Annotated in this window: 19 protein-coding genes; 3 read left to right on the top strand and 16 right to left on the bottom strand. The window is 41.1% G+C overall.

Annotated elements, in window-relative coordinates; genetic code table 11:
• Positions 1 to 66: 66 nt before the first annotated feature.
• From ACG3M1_RS00975 to ACG3M1_RS00960, 4 genes are read right to left on the bottom strand one after another with little or no spacing between them, the layout of a single operon-like run.
• Entirely contained in the window at positions 67 to 429 is a 363-nt protein-coding gene (locus ACG3M1_RS00975) for a YbaN family protein (protein WP_008818176.1), read from the bottom strand.
• Positions 426 to 746 (bottom strand): nitrous oxide-stimulated promoter family protein, encoded by a 321-nt coding sequence (locus ACG3M1_RS00970; RefSeq protein ID WP_008818175.1) that lies wholly within the window; start codon positions 744 to 746, stop codon positions 426 to 428. Before ACG3M1_RS00970 ends, ACG3M1_RS00975 begins: the two co-directional genes overlap by 4 nt.
• Positions 746 to 2,401 carry an amino acid ABC transporter ATP-binding/permease protein gene (locus tag ACG3M1_RS00965; RefSeq protein WP_008818174.1) on the bottom strand — a complete coding sequence of 552 codons (1,656 nt, stop codon included), beginning with the start codon at positions 2,399 to 2,401 and terminating at the stop codon, positions 746 to 748. Before ACG3M1_RS00965 ends, ACG3M1_RS00970 begins: the two co-directional genes overlap by 1 nt.
• Complete coding sequence (locus tag ACG3M1_RS00960) at positions 2,394 to 4,133, bottom strand: ABC transporter ATP-binding protein/permease (protein ID WP_009270172.1); 1,740 nt, start codon at positions 4,131 to 4,133, stop codon at positions 2,394 to 2,396. Before ACG3M1_RS00960 ends, ACG3M1_RS00965 begins: the two co-directional genes overlap by 8 nt.
• 160 nt (positions 4,134 to 4,293) lie before the next feature.
• Between ACG3M1_RS00960 and ACG3M1_RS00955 the strand changes: the two genes are divergently transcribed.
• Positions 4,294 to 5,922 carry a GGDEF domain-containing protein gene (locus ACG3M1_RS00955; RefSeq protein ID WP_008818172.1) on the top strand — a complete coding sequence of 543 codons (1,629 nt, stop codon included), beginning with the start codon at positions 4,294 to 4,296 and terminating at the stop codon, positions 5,920 to 5,922.
• Between the two features lie 447 nt (positions 5,923 to 6,369).
• Here ACG3M1_RS00955 and ACG3M1_RS00950 read toward each other — a convergent pair whose 3' ends face one another.
• The 10 genes from ACG3M1_RS00950 to ACG3M1_RS00905 all read right to left on the bottom strand — a co-directional run bounded on the left by ACG3M1_RS00950 (position 6,370) and on the right by ACG3M1_RS00905 (position 16,464).
• Positions 6,370 to 6,618, bottom strand: coding sequence for an orotidine 5'-phosphate decarboxylase / HUMPS family protein (locus ACG3M1_RS00950; RefSeq protein WP_002606877.1), 249 nt, complete (start codon positions 6,616 to 6,618; stop codon positions 6,370 to 6,372).
• A gap of 106 nt (positions 6,619 to 6,724) precedes the next feature.
• Positions 6,725 to 7,489, bottom strand: coding sequence for a glucosamine-6-phosphate deaminase (nagB, locus tag ACG3M1_RS00945; RefSeq protein WP_008818171.1), 765 nt, complete (start codon positions 7,487 to 7,489; stop codon positions 6,725 to 6,727).
• A gap of 469 nt (positions 7,490 to 7,958) precedes the next feature.
• Positions 7,959 to 8,852 (bottom strand): AEC family transporter, encoded by an 894-nt coding sequence (locus ACG3M1_RS00940; protein ID WP_224721077.1) that lies wholly within the window; start codon positions 8,850 to 8,852, stop codon positions 7,959 to 7,961.
• A gap of 23 nt (positions 8,853 to 8,875) precedes the next feature.
• Positions 8,876 to 9,277 carry a PTS sugar transporter subunit IIA gene (locus ACG3M1_RS00935; RefSeq protein ID WP_008818169.1) on the bottom strand — a complete coding sequence of 134 codons (402 nt, stop codon included), beginning with the start codon at positions 9,275 to 9,277 and terminating at the stop codon, positions 8,876 to 8,878.
• A complete protein-coding gene (locus tag ACG3M1_RS00930) occupies positions 9,274 to 10,503 on the bottom strand; it encodes a neutral/alkaline non-lysosomal ceramidase N-terminal domain-containing protein (protein WP_009270171.1) in 1,230 nt (409 codons plus the stop codon). The genes ACG3M1_RS00935 and ACG3M1_RS00930 overlap by 4 nt, the downstream gene beginning before the upstream one ends.
• Before the next feature lie 3 nt (positions 10,504 to 10,506).
• Positions 10,507 to 11,313 (bottom strand): PTS system mannose/fructose/sorbose family transporter subunit IID, encoded by an 807-nt coding sequence (locus ACG3M1_RS00925; protein ID WP_002606872.1) that lies wholly within the window; start codon positions 11,311 to 11,313, stop codon positions 10,507 to 10,509.
• On the bottom strand, positions 11,300 to 12,073 hold the full coding sequence (locus ACG3M1_RS00920; protein ID WP_002606871.1) for a PTS mannose/fructose/sorbose/N-acetylgalactosamine transporter subunit IIC: 774 nt from the start codon (positions 12,071 to 12,073) through the stop codon (positions 11,300 to 11,302). Before ACG3M1_RS00920 ends, ACG3M1_RS00925 begins: the two co-directional genes overlap by 14 nt.
• Before the next feature lie 37 nt (positions 12,074 to 12,110).
• Positions 12,111 to 12,584, bottom strand: coding sequence for a PTS sugar transporter subunit IIB (locus tag ACG3M1_RS00915; RefSeq protein ID WP_009270170.1), 474 nt, complete (start codon positions 12,582 to 12,584; stop codon positions 12,111 to 12,113).
• A gap of 16 nt (positions 12,585 to 12,600) precedes the next feature.
• Positions 12,601 to 15,291 (bottom strand): PRD domain-containing protein, encoded by a 2,691-nt coding sequence (locus tag ACG3M1_RS00910; RefSeq protein WP_008818167.1) that lies wholly within the window; start codon positions 15,289 to 15,291, stop codon positions 12,601 to 12,603.
• 576 nt (positions 15,292 to 15,867) lie between these two features.
• Positions 15,868 to 16,464: an RDD family protein gene (locus ACG3M1_RS00905; protein WP_002606867.1), complete on the bottom strand. Its 597-nt coding sequence runs from the start codon at positions 16,462 to 16,464 to the stop codon at positions 15,868 to 15,870.
• A gap of 384 nt (positions 16,465 to 16,848) precedes the next feature.
• Here ACG3M1_RS00905 and ACG3M1_RS00900 point away from each other — a divergent pair, with 384 nt between their 5' ends.
• Both ACG3M1_RS00900 and ACG3M1_RS00895 read left to right on the top strand, forming a co-directional pair.
• Entirely contained in the window at positions 16,849 to 17,808 is a 960-nt protein-coding gene (locus tag ACG3M1_RS00900; RefSeq protein WP_008818166.1) for an Rpn family recombination-promoting nuclease/putative transposase, read from the top strand.
• Positions 17,809 to 17,996: 188 nt separating this feature from the next.
• Positions 17,997 to 18,764: a sulfite exporter TauE/SafE family protein gene (locus ACG3M1_RS00895; protein WP_022300377.1), complete on the top strand. Its 768-nt coding sequence runs from the start codon at positions 17,997 to 17,999 to the stop codon at positions 18,762 to 18,764.
• A gap of 151 nt (positions 18,765 to 18,915) precedes the next feature.
• Here ACG3M1_RS00895 and ACG3M1_RS00890 read toward each other — a convergent pair whose 3' ends face one another.
• Together ACG3M1_RS00890 and ACG3M1_RS00885 are read right to left on the bottom strand one after the other, a co-directional pair.
• On the bottom strand, positions 18,916 to 19,905 hold the full coding sequence (locus ACG3M1_RS00890) for a D-2-hydroxyacid dehydrogenase (protein ID WP_008818164.1): 990 nt from the start codon (positions 19,903 to 19,905) through the stop codon (positions 18,916 to 18,918).
• Positions 19,892 to 20,356, bottom strand: a complete 465-nt coding sequence (locus ACG3M1_RS00885) for a hypothetical protein (protein ID WP_002606863.1) — start codon at positions 20,354 to 20,356, stop codon at positions 19,892 to 19,894. Before ACG3M1_RS00885 ends, ACG3M1_RS00890 begins: the two co-directional genes overlap by 14 nt.
• Between the last annotated feature and the right edge of the window lie 80 nt (positions 20,357 to 20,436).

Genomic DNA, 20,436 nt, shown 5'->3' with positions numbered 1-20,436 from the left:
CCAACTAACAAAAGGTATGCGCGTGCATACCTTTTTATCTGATACATACAATGCTTTAATGAAATCTTATTCCCGTATCGTTTTAATGCGAAAGAGGAAATAGTAATACTTAAAGATCATGAGTGCAAGCAAAAACAGACGCAGCCACAGGTTACTCATAAAATACATGGCAAATAACAGCATAGTACTGGCAACTGCCAGTAGGGAAAGCTTGGTTCTCCATGTCATGGAGCGGTGCTGTACAAAGGAATCCAGATGATTTTTATAAAGTGCTGTTGAGATAAACCAGCAGTGAAAGCGCCGGGAGCTTTTCGCAAAGCACCAGGCGGAAAGAAGCAGAAACGGTGTCGTAGGCAGAACAGGAAGCACAACACCGACGGCTCCCAGCAGCATAGATACGATACCGATGATAAAATAAACAGGTTTCATGTATGTCTCTCCTTTCGTGACAGCCACATATGCTGAATGACCATGAGCGGTCTGTGAAGAAGCATCCTTGGTCCGCTAAAGCGCATGACCCTGCGGATTTGTTCACGCTGTTCCTTTTGATAGCAATGCACGCTGCAGTTGCTGCAGAAGGTCTTGCTTTCCATAAACGGACAGCAGTCTATGCGCTGATGTGCATACCTGCAAAGCGTTTGACATTCCTTACAGAGGCTTTGACCATGATGCTGTTTCCGGCAGTACAGGGATATCATTTCCTGTATGACCTGCTTTTCCTTTTCGCGCTTGGCTGCGGCTTCCATCAGCTGACTCTCCCGGATTCCACAGAAAGCACCGTATCCGCAATGCGCATGGTAGTTGGTCTGTGCGATACCAGAAGAATCGTTTTATCCTTCTGTGCCTGAATGCTTTTCAGAATAACTGCTTCGTTCAACGCATCCAGATTACTGGTTGGTTCATCCAAAAGGATACAGTCACAATCATGTAGAAATGCTCTGGCCAAGCCAATCCTTTGACGCTCTCCTCCGGAAAGAGAATCACCAAGCTCTGCAACCGGTGTCGCATAATCCTTTGGCAGTGACATGATAAACTCATGAATTCCCGCTTTGCGGCAGGCTTCTTCAATCTCATCGACAGAGGCATCCAGCTTTGCAATTCGAATATTATTGAAAATAGTATCATGAAACAGAACCGTTTCCTGTGTTACCAGGCTCTGCATATTACGCAGATCCGAGGTATTGATATCCTTTAAATCAACGCCGTGCACAGAAATACTGCCCTGTGATACATTCCAGAATCGCATGATCAGCTTCAGCAGTGTTGATTTCCCGGAACCGCTTTTTCCGTGAATTCCGGTAATCTTTCCCTTTTTGAAGGTTGCCTGCACATTGCGCAGCACCTCTTCCTTCTCATAGGAAAAGCTCAGATTCTCCACTTTAATATCCCCGCTGACTGCCTGTTTTTTTCCGCTGATTTCTTCAACCTCTTCTTTTTCATCCAGCAGCTGCAACACACGTCTCGCACTTGCCATGGTAATGAGTAGATTATTGGAAAGACTGGCAAGCGCCAGAACCGGCCCAAAGCTGGATACCATCAGCACGGTACTCATCAACACCGTTGTAAAGCTTACCGTCCCCTGCAGATACAGCAGACAGCCGCCCAGCAGCATAAGAAGGGTAAATAACGTAACAACTGCATTTCCGAGTATCGAAGAGGTCCCTTCGTGCAGCTTCAGACGCTTTGCTGTATCGTGCAGCTCTTCACTTTTTCTCTGCATTTCCTCCATACGTTGACTTCCGATACGATATTGCAGCACATCCTGCATTCCGCGCAGAGATTCCAGCACATAGCTGCTCAATCTTCCAAACCCCTCCCGGGATTGACAGCCCTCCTGCGTTCCCAGCTTTGTTATGATAAGAGGCAGCAGGACGCCACAGAACAGATATCCGAGCAATGCTATCATAAAGAACAGGATGTGCATTTTCGCAAACTGTATCAGCAGTATGCCGGATGTGACAACTGCAATCAGCACAGGAGAAATCGTATGTGCATAAAACACCTCCAGTGCTTCAATATCACTGGTGATCAGATAAATCAGATTTCCCTTATCCTGCCCCTCCAGCCGCGCCGGAGCAAGGCGGCGCAGAACGGTGAATACCCTATCCCGCAGAATGGCAAGCAGCTTAAATGCAATATAGTGGTTGCAGGCCTGTTCCCCATAATGTAAAATACCGCGAAGAAGTGCCAGCACCAGCATAATGACAAAGAACACGCCAATTGGGAAATCCGCTGCCTGTATGGCAATATGGCTGATGAGAAGTGCACTGAAATACGGAATGTAAATCGCACACAGAAAACCGGCTACACCAAGAAACACAGCCAGCAGCATATGGGGGGCAAGCGGTTTTACAAGCAGACTCATACGTGCCATCAATCGAATATTTCCTGTTTTATGCATACTGTTCAGCTCCTTCCATAGCTTCCAGCTCCTGCTGTTTTTCATACATCCTTGCATAGGTTCCCCGCAAACGCAGCAGTTCCTCATGTCTTCCGTGTTCCTGACAGGTACCCTGGTCAATCACATAGATCTGATCACAGTCTTTTATGCTTTTTAACCGGTGCGTAATCATGATTACCGTTTTTGTTTCTGCCAGCTTATGAATAACGGAAACAATAGCGTCCTCACTCTCTGCATCGATATTGCTTGCGGCCTCATCAAAGATATAAACATCCCGCTGTGCCAGCAATGCCCTTGCAATGGATAAACGCTGTTTCTGTCCGCCCGATAAATTATTACCCTGTTCCTGCAGTTCCATATCCAATCCGCCCTGTTCCATGACGAAATCAAGCAATGCTACCTTACGTAGTGCCTCCAGCATTGCTTCCTCACTTAGAGAGTCCTTTGCAATTGCCAGATTTTCACGAACACTGCCCTTGAAGATAAACGGCTGATGACTGACATACAGAAAGGATTGATAAAAGGCATCATCATCAATGTCTCTTCGCTGTGTATCCGCAATCAGCAGCTGCCCGTGGTAATCCTTGATAATGCCCGCTATCAGCCTGGCGATCGTACTCTTGCCCGAACCGCTTTCTCCAACGATAGCAGTAAACTGACCAGGCTTAAGCTGCATATAGACATGCTTCAGGATAGTGCGCTGTTCATCATAGGAAAAGCTCAAATCACGCAGCTGAATATCCACTGTCTCTGCTTTCCATTGCTTTTGTTCTGCCTGCTTCTGCGGTTTGTCCAGAATACGGAATATTTTATCACTGGCCGCTATTCCATTCATTGCAATGTGAAAGAAGGAGCCCAGCAGACGCAGCGGTATAAAGAACTCTGAGGATAGCAATACAATACAAATCACCTGAAATAATGACAGACTGCCGTTTTGAAAACCAAGAATTGCGACAATGCTGCCCAGAGCAGCACCGCCATATGCAATCAGATCCATGACACTGACAGAATTTAACTGCATAGTCAGTACCTTCATCGTAATTTTACGGAAATTTTCCGCTTCCCTATTCATCTCCTGCTGCTTCCATTCATCCGCCTGATATATTTTCAGCGTGGTAAGACCCTGCAGATTTTCCAGAAAGCTGTCTCCCAGCGTCGTATAGCTGCTCCAGTATTTGGATAGCAGCTTCTTTGCGAATTTCTGTACTGCGATAATAGACATTGGAATGAGTGGTACACAGAGTAAGAGTACAAGTGCACTTTTTACATCCATCCACACAAGAATCAGGAATAGTGTAACCGGGGCAAGCATACTGTAGAAAAACTGGGGAAGATATCGGCCGAAGTAAATCTCCAGCTGGTCAATGCCTTCTACGCTCAGCTGCACCAGCTCGCTTGTCGGTGCGCTTTCGGTATAGCCGCTTTTCATTTCCAGCAGCTTTTTGAACAACCGCATGCGAAGCTGCTCACGCACATGACAGGAAGCTTCATGGGAATATAAGCTCGCTTTTCGGACACAGACTGCTCTTAGTGCAATGCACAAAATGACTCCGCACGTTGTCAGAAGCAGAAGCTGTTCATTGACGGTTTTATAAAATATGTGTGAAAGTACATTTGCCAGCAGTGCCACAAAGACAATATTGCATAGCAGAGAGAACCACTGCATCGCTACCTGCTTCATGATATATGGCTTTGTTTCCGGCATCTCTTTTAAAAGTCGTTTGTCAATCATAGTACCTCCTAGTTAGTTTAAGATAACTTATCGGATAAAAGTTTACCACAGTTAACAATCGGTGTCAATGTGAAACAGTTTTTTATGTGATAATTTAACAAAAAATATAATGTGCATGAAAAGTATGTTAAAATTATCAGGATAGAAAGGATGTGGAAGGATGACAAGAAAGAAAATGCTGCTTCTTTACATATGCCTGTGGATTATTGGCTTATGTCTTGTAGTATCTGTTATTTTTCCGCAAAAGACACCGCCGGCAGCTGTTATACCACCGAAATCCAATGATATTGAGGTATTAAAGAACGGCTGGAAGGATGGAGCCGCTCAGGCTGAGGCAAAGACAGATATACGTGATAAAACCTTCAGTAGAAAAAGGACACTGCCACAGATAGCGAAGGATACCATGCTTGTGATCAGAAACAACTACCGCGGTGTACAGATTTGTATCGATAACGAAGTCCGCCTGGATTACGGCTATCATCGCGATGATTCTACATTATTAGGTAATGTATATGTGCGTATGCCGGTTACATCAGAAGACAGTGGCAAAGAGCTGCTTCTGAAATTCAAAAACAATTACTCAAATGTTTCCTCTGATATAGAATATCCAATGCTGGTTTCCGCATCCTCTTTTGCTTTTTATATTTTACAGGAGAATGCCGGAATTATTATCACAGTAATCCTGCTGCTACTGCTTGACATCATTCTTGTTTTTTTGATTATATGGCTGAAGAACCGCAGCTTCTGGTTGTCTAAAACATCGCTATATGCGCTTATGAGCTTCATTTTCCTCACAGCACTGTGGCTGCTTACAGATTCTCCTATATTACAGCTGTATGTGAGCGGCAGTCTGCGTATCGTTTTATTATCCTTCTGCAGCTTTATGCTTATGCCAATCCCGCTTCTGGTCTTTATAAATGACGCATTAAAGCTGCGGTGCCGTTCCCTGACCCTGCTTCAGCTTTTACTGTTGGGAAATACCATTGTCCAGTGTATTCTTTATCAGGCAGGCATCCTGGATTTTGTACAGATGCTGCCATTTACCCATCTGTTGATGATGGTTAGTATTGCCGCCTTGCTGTTTGCATTGATTCGTGAGGTTCGCCTGTATAAGACGGATTATTCCCGCAATATACTGCTTGCCTTCTTTATCCTTGCCCTGTTCTCCACAGCGGCGCTGACTGCCTTTTATCTGCATCCAATGAGTGACTATAATATATACTTCCGTATCGGATTATTATTGTTTATCGTCATGCTGAGCTGCTTTTCCTTTCATAAGGTTTATCTGCTGTCTCAGGAGCAGGAACAGATTCAGTTTTACCGCCAGCTTGCCTATACGGATACCATGACAAAAGCACGGAATCGCTCTGCATACGAACAGCGCTGTCAGGAAATGGAAAAGCTAAAACCAGATGCTCCTCTGACGGTCTTTATGTTTGATATCAATAATCTAAAGCATACCAATGATACCTACGGTCATCATGCCGGAGATACCATTATACGCAGTGCTGCCGACCTCCTGAATACCGTGTTTACGGATATCGGTCAAATATATCGGGTAGGTGGGGATGAATTTGTAGTTCTCAGCGAGAAAAATTATATGTCCGCGCAGGCAATGTTCAGCCTGCTGGACCAAAGACTGAAAGAATATAATCAAACGGCTGAGCTTCCTTTATCAATAGCAAAGGGATTTTCCAGCAATACATCCCGGAATAAGGGAATTCAGGAGCTGTTGGTCATGGCAGATCAAGCTATGTATGAGGATAAAAGGAAATCGCGGAATTTGTAAGGATGCTAGTAATATTTGAAAATCTTTGTTTTCCCATCCTGTGTCAGCATACTTAGATGGTTTAAATAATGTCGCTTTTAGAAATATAGGATAAAACTTTCTTATGGGACAATAAAACAGGATACCCCCTATTGAGCGATGATTCTGATTCTCCCAGGAAATATTATATTTTACATGATCATCTTTTACCTGAATTTCTATAGGATACCAATTCATAACCAATATAATGCAACTACAATATTGCACGAAAACGGTCTCTATCAAGAGACCGCTTTTTCATATGGAAATGGAATATTATCATTAAAAAAATCATACAAGCACATAAGCCAGAATTTATTCCCTATGTATAGCATCTGTAAACCGTCTATCATCCAAATAAAATTAACGACTTGTAGTGGTTCTCTGTATCAACATCCTCTTTCATTGTTGCATTATCTGCCATTGCCCTTACATTACGATATCCGCATGAGCTTTACAGGCATCCTCACATTCCATAGCTTCGCCATCAATGATATTTGTATCGGCAAACACACACAGATTCGGATATCTTAGTTTTACATGGTATACAGGTACTAGTCCTTCCTTCGTGATTACCGGTGTTCCAACCTCAAGTATGTCAATAACATCATGGACTGCATCCGCTATGCTGAATACTGTCTCGGTATTTGCAATATCAGTTGCAATTTGCAGCTTCATATCTTTCCTTCTCCTTTGAAATCATCTGATTTATTTTCTAAACGGTATTTAACCAAAGGCTTCATAAAATGCCCATTTGATGTGAGAATCAAATGAGCCGTTATGTTTATTTCTCTCTGTAATACTCCAGTGCATCCTCCTGAATTTCTGCAGCAGTTGCCTCATCTATGATAAATTCAACATCCGGGTGCATACGTAGCCAGGAAACAGGAAATTTAGGATCCAGCTTTTCATTTTCGAACAGCTTATGCAATAGCTTTCCTTTGTGGGTGCCAGAACAAACGACATAATATTTTTTGGCTTTCATATGTTCTTCCATACCGGTTGTAATCGCATATTCCGGAACACCTCCTGCACAGTCAGCAAATGCTTTTGCATTCTGCTGTCTGGTTGCCTCATCCATTTTAACGACATGTGTGCGTGGCAGTAAATACTCTCCCGGTTCATTGAATGCAATATGCCCATCATCGCCAATGCTGGTGATTGCAATATCCAGACCGCCCGCATCAATGATTTCCTGCGCATACTGTTTACACTCCGCATCCAGATCTGCTGCATCTGCTTTCGGATAACGTACATTATCCATATTGATATTGACATGATCCAGAAAGTGCTGATGCATAAAATAAATAAAGCTGTGTGAATCGTCCGGAGTCAGCCCTGCATATTCGTCCATATCAAATGTTCTCAGCTGTGAGAAATCAGCCTTTCCCTCTTTGTACATCTGAACAAGATATTTGTACATCCCGATAGGAGAGTTCCCCGCAGGCAGACAGAATACCAAATTAGGTTTTTTACGAATTTGTTCGACCACCTTTTCTGCCATAACTCTACTGACATCATCATAATCCTTACATACGACAATTTTCATGTTTGTAGCCTCCTTTTACAACTATATCATAACGCCATAAATTGTTATAGTCAATAATTTTGTAATCAAATTTTTCAATTTTAATAATTATTGTTCTATATCCGTCTATAATATTAAAAAATTTTATTGCTTATATGAATTTCGGCAATCCTAAGACTGCTTTTCATTATGATGAATATATCCTTGCACGTATTTGATATGCATCTATCACCTTTAAAATTGAAAAAGGAATCCGGAAGCAATACGCGCTTACTGTATACAGAAGTAACGTAAAGTCAAAGTCAACAGCCGTTCATATTATACGAACCTCTGGTAAGCATACAAGGTTCAGATTATGCAATGAACGAGGACAAGAGATAAATAGACAAGTAATAGATAAAAAAAAGGGTCTTTCTCGATTGTGGGTAAATCTAAGTATGAAAGAACCTAAAAAAATCCCAGACAGGGATTTTTTATGCAAAATGTATATTTATAAAACAATCTGTGCGGCATAAACAATCATTGGAAGTGTTACAACAGACATCAGTGTTGATAATATTACTATTTCTACTGCATATGTATAATCCTGATGAAATTTCTGAGCAAACATAGCTACATTAGCACCCACAGGTGCAGAAAGTACAATACATATCGCTACTTTCACCTCACAACAATCTAAGGGAATCACAGCAAGTAAGCCAAGAGAGGCCAATGGAATCACGAAAAGGCGACACAGGCTGCAGATATAACTGCTTTCTCTTTGTAACATTCTCATAAAAGAAATCTGCGACATATAAACACCGATTATGATCATCGCCAGCGGTGAGTTCATATTTGCTACGGTATTTGCTATATCCTTTATAAAAAGGATATTACCCAAGTCGCATAAATATAGAGTAAAGCCTGTTATAAAGGATAACAGAACAGCATTTTTAGCAATTACCTGAAAAGAAATCATCCTTCGTTCCGCTCCCATAACATAAGCACCATAAATCCATTGGAATATATTCAGAAAGGCTACAAAGCCTGCAATATAAAATACTGCGTGTGGTCCAACAGTTGCTTGTACCAGTGGAATACCAATGAAGCCTGCATTACTGAATGCTGCTGAGAAATTTTCAACTCTTTTTCTTTTCCCATATATAATGTAGGATAACAGCATAGAAACAGCGAAAACTGCAAGACTCAGCAACAGTGAATATAAAAGAAGCTGTGTTTTTTCCGGTGTCTTTTCGACCAGAAAGGAGTTAAGTACAGTCAGTGGTATGACCGCATACAGCAGAAGATTTACGAGCTCTTTACAGCCCTCATTGCTAATAAGCTTCAACTTTGCCAGCAAGAATCCAATACCTGACAGTGAAAACATAACAAGCAGCTGCTTCATAATTAGGATAGAAAGCTCCATGTTTATTCGTCTTCCAGTTCCTCTGTACTCACAACCAACTGCAGCTGTGCTCTTGCTGTTTCCACAATACGCCGGAGCTCTTTCTCACTCAGTTTTTTATCCTGCGGATACAATAGTATTTCAAGAGCTGCCGGTATGTTGAAACCTGTTATAAGGAATACATGATCATTACGATAGGGAATACATGCCTGATTTACACTCCCGGTTAACATATCTGTGAGAATTACAATTTCATCCTCTGTTTCAAATTCTTCAAAAACAGATTGTAGCTGGTTCTCCAACGGTATCTGTGTAGTATATGCATTTACAGCATATACGGAGAAACTGCTATTTGTTATGAAATCCAGTGTATTTTTTACACCTTCCGCCATACGTTCATGTGATGCGATAACAAGTCGTCTCATAATAGTTCCCCCAGTTTTTTTATCATTTTTTCTGTCTCTCCCTTTGGAATTAAAGTAGCAGTTGCTTCATAACACCTTCCATATTGATCCTGCTCAATAAAATAACCATGATGATCATTGGTACAGGTCATTATACAGGTAAAGGGAGTTTTTGCTTGTTCTTTTATATATTTACCAAACACGGATGTTAGTTCTCCCGGAAAGGTTACCAACAAGAGTTCTGGAAAGCGCAACAGTGACAGCTTCAGTTCCTTATGTACCTTATGAATAAGCAGCTTGCTTTCGAATTTGTCTTTGGATGAAAGAAGCAGCTTTCTTTTTGTTTTATCCGTTTCCGCCTCCAGATTTTTTTGTATTTCTTCCAGTTCCTTCTGATAACCGGAAAACAGCAAAGTATTGTCGTAGGAAACGGTATAGGAAAAGGTATCCAGCTTAAGTGTGTGCATATCAATCTCAGTAAAATTTTGTATTTCCAGCAATTGATTGGTGATTCCTTTCGCAGTACGATTAAGCTCTTTAAAATCATCACCCTCGCGGTAATGGCGATTGCTGATATCTGCCGAGGTACCGATACAGAGTAAAGGATATATATTCTCTCTTTTATGCAATTCCTCACGTATCGTACCGATAAGATCATAGGATATCTCCATATTAGTAGGACCAAGTACAGTAGAATGAACATTAATATTCACAAGCTCAGCAATCAGCTGATCATCGCTTCGAAACTGAAGCCTGTATGCATCTGCATCATAATATCTGTTCCTGTCATTTCGATTATCATAAAAGCCATGAATTTCTGTTTTCCCCATAAATGCACGAGCTTCTTCAGCTTTTGCAAAAACAGGTTTCAATCCTGTACATATTCTGGATATCACATCCTCTCTATATGTAACATTATCCTCATATTCTTTCCCCATAGCATCTGCACTGAATCCACTTGGTCCGGCATGTGTATGAATTGCATGGATGAATATTTCTTCTTTTTTTATGGAATATGCCTGTGTTATACTATCCTTTATTTGCTCAGCTCTGTTTTTCATAATACTAAGGATATCCATTGTCAAAATCAGTAGCTGACTGTTTTCAAGGACAAGACGCAGTGCTATTGCATAAATTGGAGCATGAGCGGTCTGTGTTCTCTGGGCAAGTCTTATGTCATTGATATAACCGCACAGCTTTACGGGACAATGCGGTGTTATATCAATTGCAGTGGTTGATACAAGCATAAATCAAGCCAGAATTCCAAAAGCTGCACAAATCCAGGAAAATACGATGATAATCAGGATAAGCCATGATATTTTTACATTTCTTCCCAACAGCTTATAGGAGATGAATGTGAATATTGCAGGTATCATCGCAGGCATAATGGTGTCCAGAATTGTTTGAACCTCTTGTGTTACCTCGCCCATTTTAAATACAAGAGGTGTTGTCACTTTCACAAGGGATGGTATTAAAGCACCGACAACAGTTAATCCCATTGCTGATATTGAATTCGTAAAAACAGACAACTTTTTGCCAAGCTCATTCACAAGCTTTAGTCCGCCCTTATATCCCCAGGATACAGACTTAATCCTGATAAAACCGATTACGATACCATATATACACCATACAATCATGCCCAAAGGATTTCCATCCTGTGCCATATATGCTGTAATCGAACCCAAAATTGTTGGTATCAGAATAAAGAAGATACTGTCACCAATACCGGAAAGCGGTCCCATCAAAGATACCTTAAGGTCCTGAACAGCATCCTTAGCCTGTATACCCTGATTATCCTCTAATGCTAGAGTAGCCCCCAGAATCAAATTTGTCAGCCAAGGCATACAATTGAAATATTTAAAATGGTTATCCATCGCTTCCGTCAATTCGCTATCATCCTTATAAATTTTACGAAGTGCTGGCATTACAGCAAAAGCATAGGAACCGGCAAGCTGGGTTTCGTAATTGAAAGTTTCAATGGACATGAACCATCTTATTCCTACCTGATTTAAATCCTTGTTTGATAAAATCGCTTTCTTTTCATTATTCGTCATCATACTGTTCACCTCCTGCAGATACCGCCATTTCCAAAGATCGATTCTGATCCTTATACAGCTTGAAACCTAATGCAGCTCCAACAATTGCCACTCCCAAAACAGGAACATTTAAATATGCCGCAAATACAAACCCAATCAGCAGATATTCGATATTCTGTTTAACTGGCATATATTTCAGCAAAACAGCAAATCCTACAACCGGTAATATTTTACCGGCAAGTGATAAACCGGAGGTGAACCAGACCGGCATGGCATCTATAATCGTGGTGACAAGCACATCACCAAATGCTACAGCAAGAAAGGTAGGTAATCCAGTCGTTAATGCGGTTATGATGATACAGATAATATACATCATATTGAAGGAATTCCATTTCCTTTCCGTCGCATATGTCTGAGCCTTGCGCACGAAGATACCATGTGCGATATTCCCAAGTACATCCAACTGTACAGCAAGCATAGCTACAGGAAGACCAACTGCGATTCCTGCCTCAATTCCCTGTCCGGTACTGACTGCTATCGCAATAGAAATGATGGCTCCAATCTGATAATCCGGAACTGATGTTCCACCGATTGCCGCAACTCCCAGCGACATCAGCTGAAAGGTGGCACCAATTGCCATCCCTGTCATGATATCCCCCATAATAGCACCGGCTAAAAACCCCCAGAATACAGTGTTGTAAATAAAAATCTGCGGCCCCTTCTGGTCAACCTTTTTCAAAGCGGCCAGCAATGTAATTAAAATTATTTGTATAGCATTCATATGTATATTTGATCTAGGACTAGATCAATCTCCTTTCCTATTTAACAATAGCTTCAAACGGTGTCGCCTTATCACTCGGCACATACTGTATCTCGACTTTTGCGCCTAGTTTCGTCAATTCCTTATATGCGATGATATCCTTTTCATCTGCCATCGCACGGTTTGACAGCTCAAAACCGTTTTCAATTCTCACAGTCCCCCCGATATTAACTTTTTTCAACGGCTCAACAGCTGCGATTTTCAACAGAATGTCCGGATGCTTCGTCACAATAAACACCTTCTGTGTGTCATATTTATGGTTTTTAAAATTTGTAAGAGCTGTCTCCTCATTGATAATGGACAAATTTACGCCACTGGGCCGCCCGAATTTCATGGTTTCCTTTTTCTGCGGATCATCTGCCACTTCATTGTCAATGACCATTAAGCGGGTACAGCCGGTTGACGGTGCCCATTGCGTCGCTACCACACCATGCAGTAGGCGATTATCGATTCTTGTTAAAACGATTGCCATATTTCATTCTCCTTTCCTATTCATCACTATAAACCTCTTTATCATTTCCATTCAGAATGTGCATATAATCATAGATATATGCTATCTCACTGCAGGGAATCTCTATTCCATAATGCTGTGAAAGCTCCTGAAATGCTATTCTCATATGATGTATGAAATCCTTTTGTTCAACCTCGAATTTCTGCAAATCGGGATACGTTTTCACCGGTATGCGTTTTACCATGCGCTCTACAAAGCAGCAGATATGCACGTACAGACCTATCAGAATTTTCGGATCGATTTTCGAAGACTGCTCACGCTCAAGCAGATGTATTGATTTTTCAACGATATCCAGCAAGGCCCTTGGATTTAGAATGGTTAAAGATTCAATGACATTGATCAATGAAAAATTCTTTAGTAGATCATCGTTAAACTGCTGTATTTCATCATCTCCCATATAATTTCTGAATATATCATTGATACGGCGTATTGCACGCAGATTGATAATATCTCCCAAATCGATGAAATCAGATCCCGCAAGCTTTGGATCCATTGTTCCTGCGACAAACAGAACATCATAGGAGCCCGTTATTTCCTCCTGCGTCTGTTCATTCAGAATCTGATAATAATCATATGATATCAGCTGGATCGGTATCGTTTTGGGAATACTGTCCTGGAACAGAGCTTTTATCTTCTCAGCAGTAGACATTCCGCTTTCGCTTGTAAAGATAATTGCTTTTTTCTTCGCCTTTTTTTGAATAAAGTTATACGTACAAACCGTTTGTTTACTAGCTTCCTGCAGGATTTCCTGAATATTTCTTTTCTGAAGGATACCATATCCGATATGCAGAGCCATAGAGGTCGTCGTATTGTTTATGATACCGATATTGATATCATAACGATTTCTGATTTTATTGCCTATCAGCTCCAGAGATCCCATATCCACCAGAATCAACGCATTATCCAAAAACTGTTTTTCATTCAAATAGGTATCAATTTTCTTTACGATTTCATCCACCTGTACATCCAGAGGCATATCAAATGCCACATAGACCTGCTCTGCCAGCAATGCATTTGCGGCATTCGCAATACTGGAAGCAGTTGAATAACCATGACAGATGATTAAGCCTACTGCATAATCATTGTCAAATGCTGTTTGATCGTACTTTAAATTCAGAATCATAAGCAGCTTCAGGAAGGCATTGGTTTCTATGGAAAATGTCTTATGCAGCAAAAATTCCACTTCGCTGTAAACCTGATATTCCTTTGATTCAACATCATACAGCATTGTGAGCAGTGTTTTGATTCTTTCCTCATACCGCTCCATAAATTCATAGAATATCTGATATTCAATCGACTGGCAATATAAAGAAAATACCATCAGATTCTGCATATTGTTGCTGAAGGAAATATTTGAGCGTGAGTGACAGATATCGGTGACACTTTGGATGATTGCTTTATACTGCTCCAAGCTCTTCTGGAACTTTGGCAGGCGGAAAATAATATGATCATTAAACTTTTCGACCGCCGCATACAGCCTCTTCCCGGATTTTGATGCCGTATCATAATAATATTCCTCGGCATACCGCAGGATATCATAAAACAGCTCCTTTGTGATTCCATGGTATATCAGCTGATATTCCTCCAGAAGATAGGCATGCTCCTTATCATAAACGCTCACCCTGTATTTCAATTCACTTGGAATACAGGATACATCCAGACAGATATGCTCTTCCTTTTTCTCATAAGCATGGAAGAAGGATCGCACAATCGCACTTTGCAGTTGTTCTATGCTGTCTTCAAAATCCTGTGCAATCATCAGCTCCATGAAGTAATCTGTAACCTTCAAGCCCTTTTGAACCTTCTTTGATTCTTCCCGTATGAAATGCAGAATCAGTGATTCCTTTTCATAGATTGTCCGCTCTTTCAGTGATGGTATCGTTACAATCGTCAAAAGGCGTCCCAGCAACTGCGGTGTAAACGTCATTTCAAGCTGCTGATTACAAAGAAAGATCAGCTTTGCCTTCGGCTCATTCAGTGCCGCACCCTCATCTATATAGTCTGCCAGTGCATTCTGAATGTTTTTTCCTGCATTTCGAAAGCTGTTAAATACAATATACTCATACTTCGAATTCTTTAATATCCCTGTTTCATTGCTCTTTTCATCATTCTTTCCAAACAGCAATGTAAAGAGCTCAGGCTCCTCGATGGTATCACAGGATATGTAGGTATATTCTGCATTTTCACTGATCAGCTGTTCTGCCTGACAGTATGCATATATCTGTCTGCTCAGAAACCGTTTTCCAGAACCCGGCTTTCCGCAAAGTACAATTGGAAGTCCGTGTGGTGGATAGTGCAGTGCCTTTTTAATATTTTCGATACTACTTCTTAAGCTGTAATCACTCCCTATCACATTTGTAAATTTTGAAACACCCATATGCAGCAGCTCTTCCAGATCTTCAACGGTATCATATTCACTTCGCAGTGATTTTCCGCGAATGCGGCTACGTAATATATCCTTATGCAAATACAGTACCGGTCTTTCATTTACCTTAATCAATTCCCCTTCTTTGTACAAATCGTTTAAGTAATGACTCGACAGACTCCGGCTGATCACGAACTTATCTGCAATATATGCGGAAGAATAATGATGCCTGTTTTTTCTTTTTAGATATGCAGTTTCATCCATCAGATAGTCCAGAATTAATTTCTTTGTTCCACTATACATATACTGTGTTTCCTCCTCATAAGGTCCTAGGTCTTATGCACCTTTATTTTATTCTCTGAGATGCTAAAAAAATTAAATTTCCAAAAGAATTGCCATACAGAAATTAGAATTATTCAAATACATAATGTTTTACACACTTCTTGCCCGATTTTAAACACTATTCCAATCTATGACAGCTCTACACTTCTCAGAAAATACAATTCTCTCATGCACAAAGTATATCAAAGAAAGCTGATGATAGCCATGCATCGCTTCTTCCATATTTTTCATGGGAGCCAGTTAACCTTAGCGTGTCAATTTACACTTTTAATATAGTAAGTGCATAATTCCGGGAACAGTATGGTAACTTAATCTCTCTTTTTAAAAGAATCCGGAATGCCGGCATATTATACGGATTATGCAGCTTTTTATATCTCTTCATTCATACTGGCTAGCTGGTCAAATTTCGTTGTTATTTAAATAACTTCACCATGAACTTCATACGCTTTGCCAAAGATGCTTCATATATGAATTTATTCCTTGCCTTGACAAATAAAAAAACAGACCTCATGGAAGTCTGCTTATAAATAACTTTCATTATTTCTCAATCGCGACTACCTTTGTATCTGCCAGGTAGTCATGAATCATTCTTCTGGATTTCTTTTTCATTGCGATATAGATAGACAACAAGCAGATGACACCACTTGCTACACCAAGAACCAGCGTCAGATCATATCCCGCTGCCAATGATAACAGCTGACAAACGTAGCTGCCCCCGGGAATCAGACAGCCTTCCAGAATTATACAACCTAAAATTTGCCGTTTACATAATGATTTCAAATCAATATCACTTCCATCCCGCTTAACGATTTTCATGTCCATGAATTTCTTTCCACATGTCTGACCGTTATGACGATAAGGATAAATCACATAATATGCGATGCAGAACAGCAGGCTGAGTATACCTGCCACCCAGCCATAAGGCTGATCAAATGCAAGCAGATTTTGGTTGACCTCCTGTGTTTTAGTTAAAGCCATATAAAATATGACAGTAGGAAATGCAGTAATCAGTGAGCCAGCTATCCAGTCAATCCCCCATGCTACTGCACGATTTGTCATGTCCACATTACATGCTTCATTATCTAGTTTTGAAAACAGTCGAAAATACCATTTCAGCTTTACTGTATCTTCCATATGCCCTATCTCCTTTAAACATCACGTTTTCCAGTGGTCTATACCACTCAACAACCATAGTATAACACACATGAAAGCGCATTCCAAGTATTTTTCTATATAAATATCATTCCTTCATTGATGCAACAGCAAAATTTACTGTTGGAAGTTCTGAGTGAATTAAGTGCGGATTATGAAATCTTACATCACATAACGATACAGGCGGTATACAGGGCTCTGCTGTAACGGAGATACAACAGACTCTCCTGGTATCTATGAAAAAACCCTTATTATGAGAATATATTAAAAAAAATCAAGAATATGTGGATTTTTTAGGAATTCCATACATTCTTAACGTATAGAAATATGTAAGTGATGATGAGCTTACAGAAGGAGGTTTTCGTCATGGAAAATACGAAAGCAAATACTGTATTGGATTACTGTAATGATGTATTCTTCAAGTACACACTGTCACGTGAGGATGAAGGCTCTGTGTACGCCCGCAACACCATAATTGAACGTGTTACCGGAATCAAGGTAAAGGAAAGCACTGTACAGAATTCGAATCTGGATCCCGGAACAATCGGAAAGAAACGCATTATTTTGGATGTCCATGTGAAGGATGAGAAAGGTCGTTTTTTTAATCTGGAAATGCAGACCACCTATGCAGGAGTAGCGGAAATGATGCGCTTTGAATTTTATGGGGCCAGAGCATTGAACAACCAGCTGGACAGCAGTGAAAAGTACAAGGATTTAAAGCCGGTATATCAGATTATTTTCATTGAAAAATGCGCATGGAATAATAAAAATCTGATCAATCACTATCGGATGCGCAATGAGCAGGGGGAAGATGAGAGTAAACACCCATTGATTAGAAGAACCTACATCTATCTGCCCGTTATCAATGAAATCGCTAAGAAAAAGGCCATTCAGCAGATGGATGACTTTGAACAGCTGTGCTTCCTGTTTGAAAACAATGCGAAAAATGATATACTGGAATCAAAGGAAAGGCTGGTGAAGGTATTCGTGAACAAGTACGAGGAAATGCAGAAGGATGACGAGCTGTGGTCAACGGCAATGGCGATTCAGATGGGAGAGGCACGTTATCGCTACGGCTTGGAGGACAGCTTTGAGGAGGGGATGAAGGAAGGTATCATAAAAGGGAAAGCAGAAGGTAAGCTTGAAGGAGAGAGACAACTCTTACATAGGCTCATGGAAGCCAAATTTCAGGAAGACTGTACAGCATGGCTACAGTCATTAACCGAGGATCAACTGCATATCGTATCCAATCTGCTTTTGGAATGTGATACCTTAGAGGAATTAAAGAATCGTATAAAAGCTATACTAAATAATACATCAAAATAAAGGAAACTGTTTCCAAAAGCACGATAAAACCATCCTTCTATAAAAAGGGTGGTTTTATCTTTTTCAAAAAAGTCGCACGAATCATAAGGTAGCATATAGATTTGAATCGATGTAAAATTATTTGCATCCCCTTATTTGCAGGAGTATAATAATATTCATACATTATAAACAAAAAAGGAGTTATGTTTATGCTATATACCTTTGTAATCTGCTTCATTGCCGGCATTGGCGCAGGGCTTGGCACAGGCTTTGCAGGGATGAGTGCCGCAGCTGTCATATCCCCGATGCTAATTACGTTCCTGCATATGGAACCCTATATGGCTGTGGGAATTGCCCTGGCAAGTGATGTGCTGGCCAGCGCTGTTTCCGCTTATACATATGGCAGACACGGAAATCTGGATATCCGCAACGGTCTTGTTATGATGATATTCGTACTTATCTTCACACTTGTTGGCAGCTATGTATCGAGTCTGGTTCCGGGAACAGCAATGGGCGGATTCTCCACCTTTATGACACTGCTGCTTGGAATTAAATTCATCGTACGTCCGGTGATGACAACAAAAAGCAGTATGGAGCATACCGATCCGAAAAAAAGACTTATGCAATCCATGCTGTCCGGAGCGATGGTCGGCTTTATCTGCGGATTCATCGGAGCAGGCGGCGGTATGATGATGCTGCTGATTCTGACCAGCGTACTTGGCAATGAATTGAAAACAGCGGTTGGTACCAGCGTATTTATCATGACCTTCACCGCATTTACCGGTGCTGTCAGTCACTTTACCATTGGAGGTATGCCGGATATGACAGCTCTGATTCTCTGCATCGCCTCTACCCTGCTTTGGGCAAGAATTGCAGCTAGATTTGCCAATAAGGCCAGCGCCAAAACACTGAATCGGGCTACCGGAGTTGTGCTTACAGTGCTCGGTATCGCTATTCTGGCAGTTAATTATCTGTAGCCAGGCCTACAGATCAGCCGTATCTCACGCATTTCTTAACGACTAAAAGGGATGAAACTGTGTCTAAACTTATATAGACCTGTTTCTCCCTTTTTACATGCAGCAAGTGTATCGAAATATAGAAATGCTTCTTCGAAACTTAAGCGCTGAATTATTTTTCCTTATAATCGACAGTATGCACACGGTATCCCTGCTTTCGGTCAACGACATTCTTCAGTGCCTTGTTTTCCAATAATGCCTGCAGGTTATAAAGTGCAATTTCTGTAAAGCGATAAAAGGATTCCTTCAGCTGGAAGGTGCCGGAAATATGAGGTGTGATGATGACATTCGGCTGCTTCCAGAGCGGATGCTCCTTTGCAAGAGGCTCGCAGTCACATACATCAAGAACAGCACCAGATAGCTGTTTACGCTGTATAGCCTGCAGGAATTCATTTGTATTCAAAGCATCCCCTCTTCCTACATTGGCAAGAATCGCAGTTTTTTTCATACAGGCAAGCTGCTTACTGCCAAAGCATCCGCGAGTCCTTTCTGTACTCGGAAGTGCCAGTACCACCACATCAGCATGCGGAAGCAGATTGCACATTTCTTCCATAGTATGCAGTTCATCAAAATAAGGAACACTCTCCTGTATCCGCCGGCGAATTCCTATGGTATGTGCCCCCATTGCTTTCACTCTTTTCGCAAATTCCTGTCCCAGATCACCGGTTCCTGCTATCAAAACCGTAGATCCGTAAATCGACTGTACAGGTCCTTCCATATGCCAGTACGCCTGCTCCTGATTGCGTATATACAGATTCATATTCCGCATCAGCATTAAAATTGTACAAATCAGATATTCACTGATCGCCAGTCCAAAGCTACCGGAGGCATTGCACAGCTGACAATCCTTCGCAAGCAAACCATCTGCTGTATACTGCTCACTGCCAGCACAATCCAGCTGCAGCAACCGCAGTTTCCGTGCATAGCCTAAAAGCTCGACCGGCACTCTGCCAATAATGACATCTGCTTCTTTTACCATAGCAGCACTCACGCTCGTTCTATCAGCACATGTGACAATATAGCTGTCCGGTATGCGAGCGAGCTGTTCTCTTTCAAAGCCGGATAGCTCCAGCAGATGCAGCTTATCCCTACTCATCTTCATGCAGCAGCACTCTTCTTGAAATATCGGAAAGCAGATAAATCTGGTCAAAAACCTCTTCCATTTTTTCATTCAGCTCATCCAGAATTTCTCCGTCTACATTATAATTTAAAAAGGCATTTTCGATTTCCTCCGTCAGCTGCAGTCCCTTGTTGGAAATTTCCAGAAACTTTATGAAATTGGTACTGTTTGCTGCATTTTGGAACTTCTCAACATCATGCTTGATGAAGGACAGCACCTCATATTCATTGGAGAACTTGCCATGTACCATGGAATACGGGCGCATCCTCTGCAGAAAATACTTCCCTTCCCGTGTAATATTGAAGACATAGGATATCCGCATATCCTCCTTCAAATCAAAATTAACCAGATACATCTGTGAGTCCAGCTTCTGAATCTTTGTTGCATTCATTTCCTCCAGCTTTTCCTGAATCAGCTCTTCATTCATATACATAATCAGCCCTCATTTCCATTTGTTCACTTTATCATGATCCTTACCTTCAGTATATCACAAACCAAATGCTTCTCCTTATA

The organism is Clostridium sp. 10cd* (genome assembly GCF_044336395.1).
Classification (GTDB): domain Bacteria; phylum Bacillota_I; class Bacilli_A; order Erysipelotrichales; family Erysipelotrichaceae; genus Clostridium_AQ; species Clostridium_AQ innocuum.
The sequence above is the reverse complement of the archived record's forward strand: the minus strand, read 5'-3'. Positions and strand labels throughout refer to the sequence as shown.

Coding starts and splice junctions, on each gene's coding strand:
- ACG3M1_RS00975 (WP_008818176.1), bottom strand. CDS start 429: ATGAAACCTGTTTATTTTATCATCGGTATCGTATCTATGCTGCTGGGA.
- ACG3M1_RS00970 (WP_008818175.1), bottom strand. CDS start 746: ATGGAAGCCGCAGCCAAGCGCGAAAAGGAAAAGCAGGTCATACAGGAA.
- ACG3M1_RS00965 (WP_008818174.1), bottom strand. CDS start 2,401: ATGCATAAAACAGGAAATATTCGATTGATGGCACGTATGAGTCTGCTT.
- ACG3M1_RS00960 (WP_009270172.1), bottom strand. CDS start 4,133: ATGATTGACAAACGACTTTTAAAAGAGATGCCGGAAACAAAGCCATAT.
- ACG3M1_RS00955 (WP_008818172.1), top strand. CDS start 4,294: ATGACAAGAAAGAAAATGCTGCTTCTTTACATATGCCTGTGGATTATT.
- ACG3M1_RS00950 (WP_002606877.1), bottom strand. CDS start 6,618: ATGAAGCTGCAAATTGCAACTGATATTGCAAATACCGAGACAGTATTC.
- nagB (WP_008818171.1), bottom strand. CDS start 7,489: ATGAAAATTGTCGTATGTAAGGATTATGATGATGTCAGTAGAGTTATG.
- ACG3M1_RS00940 (WP_224721077.1), bottom strand. CDS start 8,852: ATGAAGCAGCTGCTTGTTATGTTTTCACTGTCAGGTATTGGATTCTTG.
- ACG3M1_RS00935 (WP_008818169.1), bottom strand. CDS start 9,277: ATGAGACGACTTGTTATCGCATCACATGAACGTATGGCGGAAGGTGTA.
- ACG3M1_RS00930 (WP_009270171.1), bottom strand. CDS start 10,503: ATGCTTGTATCAACCACTGCAATTGATATAACACCGCATTGTCCCGTA.
- ACG3M1_RS00925 (WP_002606872.1), bottom strand. CDS start 11,313: ATGATGACGAATAATGAAAAGAAAGCGATTTTATCAAACAAGGATTTA.
- ACG3M1_RS00920 (WP_002606871.1), bottom strand. CDS start 12,073: ATGAATGCTATACAAATAATTTTAATTACATTGCTGGCCGCTTTGAAA.
- ACG3M1_RS00915 (WP_009270170.1), bottom strand. CDS start 12,584: ATGGCAATCGTTTTAACAAGAATCGATAATCGCCTACTGCATGGTGTG.
- ACG3M1_RS00910 (WP_008818167.1), bottom strand. CDS start 15,291: ATGTATAGTGGAACAAAGAAATTAATTCTGGACTATCTGATGGATGAA.
- ACG3M1_RS00905 (WP_002606867.1), bottom strand. CDS start 16,464: ATGGAAGATACAGTAAAGCTGAAATGGTATTTTCGACTGTTTTCAAAA.
- ACG3M1_RS00900 (WP_008818166.1), top strand. CDS start 16,849: ATGGAAAATACGAAAGCAAATACTGTATTGGATTACTGTAATGATGTA.
- ACG3M1_RS00895 (WP_022300377.1), top strand. CDS start 17,997: ATGCTATATACCTTTGTAATCTGCTTCATTGCCGGCATTGGCGCAGGG.
- ACG3M1_RS00890 (WP_008818164.1), bottom strand. CDS start 19,905: ATGAAGATGAGTAGGGATAAGCTGCATCTGCTGGAGCTATCCGGCTTT.
- ACG3M1_RS00885 (WP_002606863.1), bottom strand. CDS start 20,356: ATGTATATGAATGAAGAGCTGATTCAGGAAAAGCTGGAGGAAATGAAT.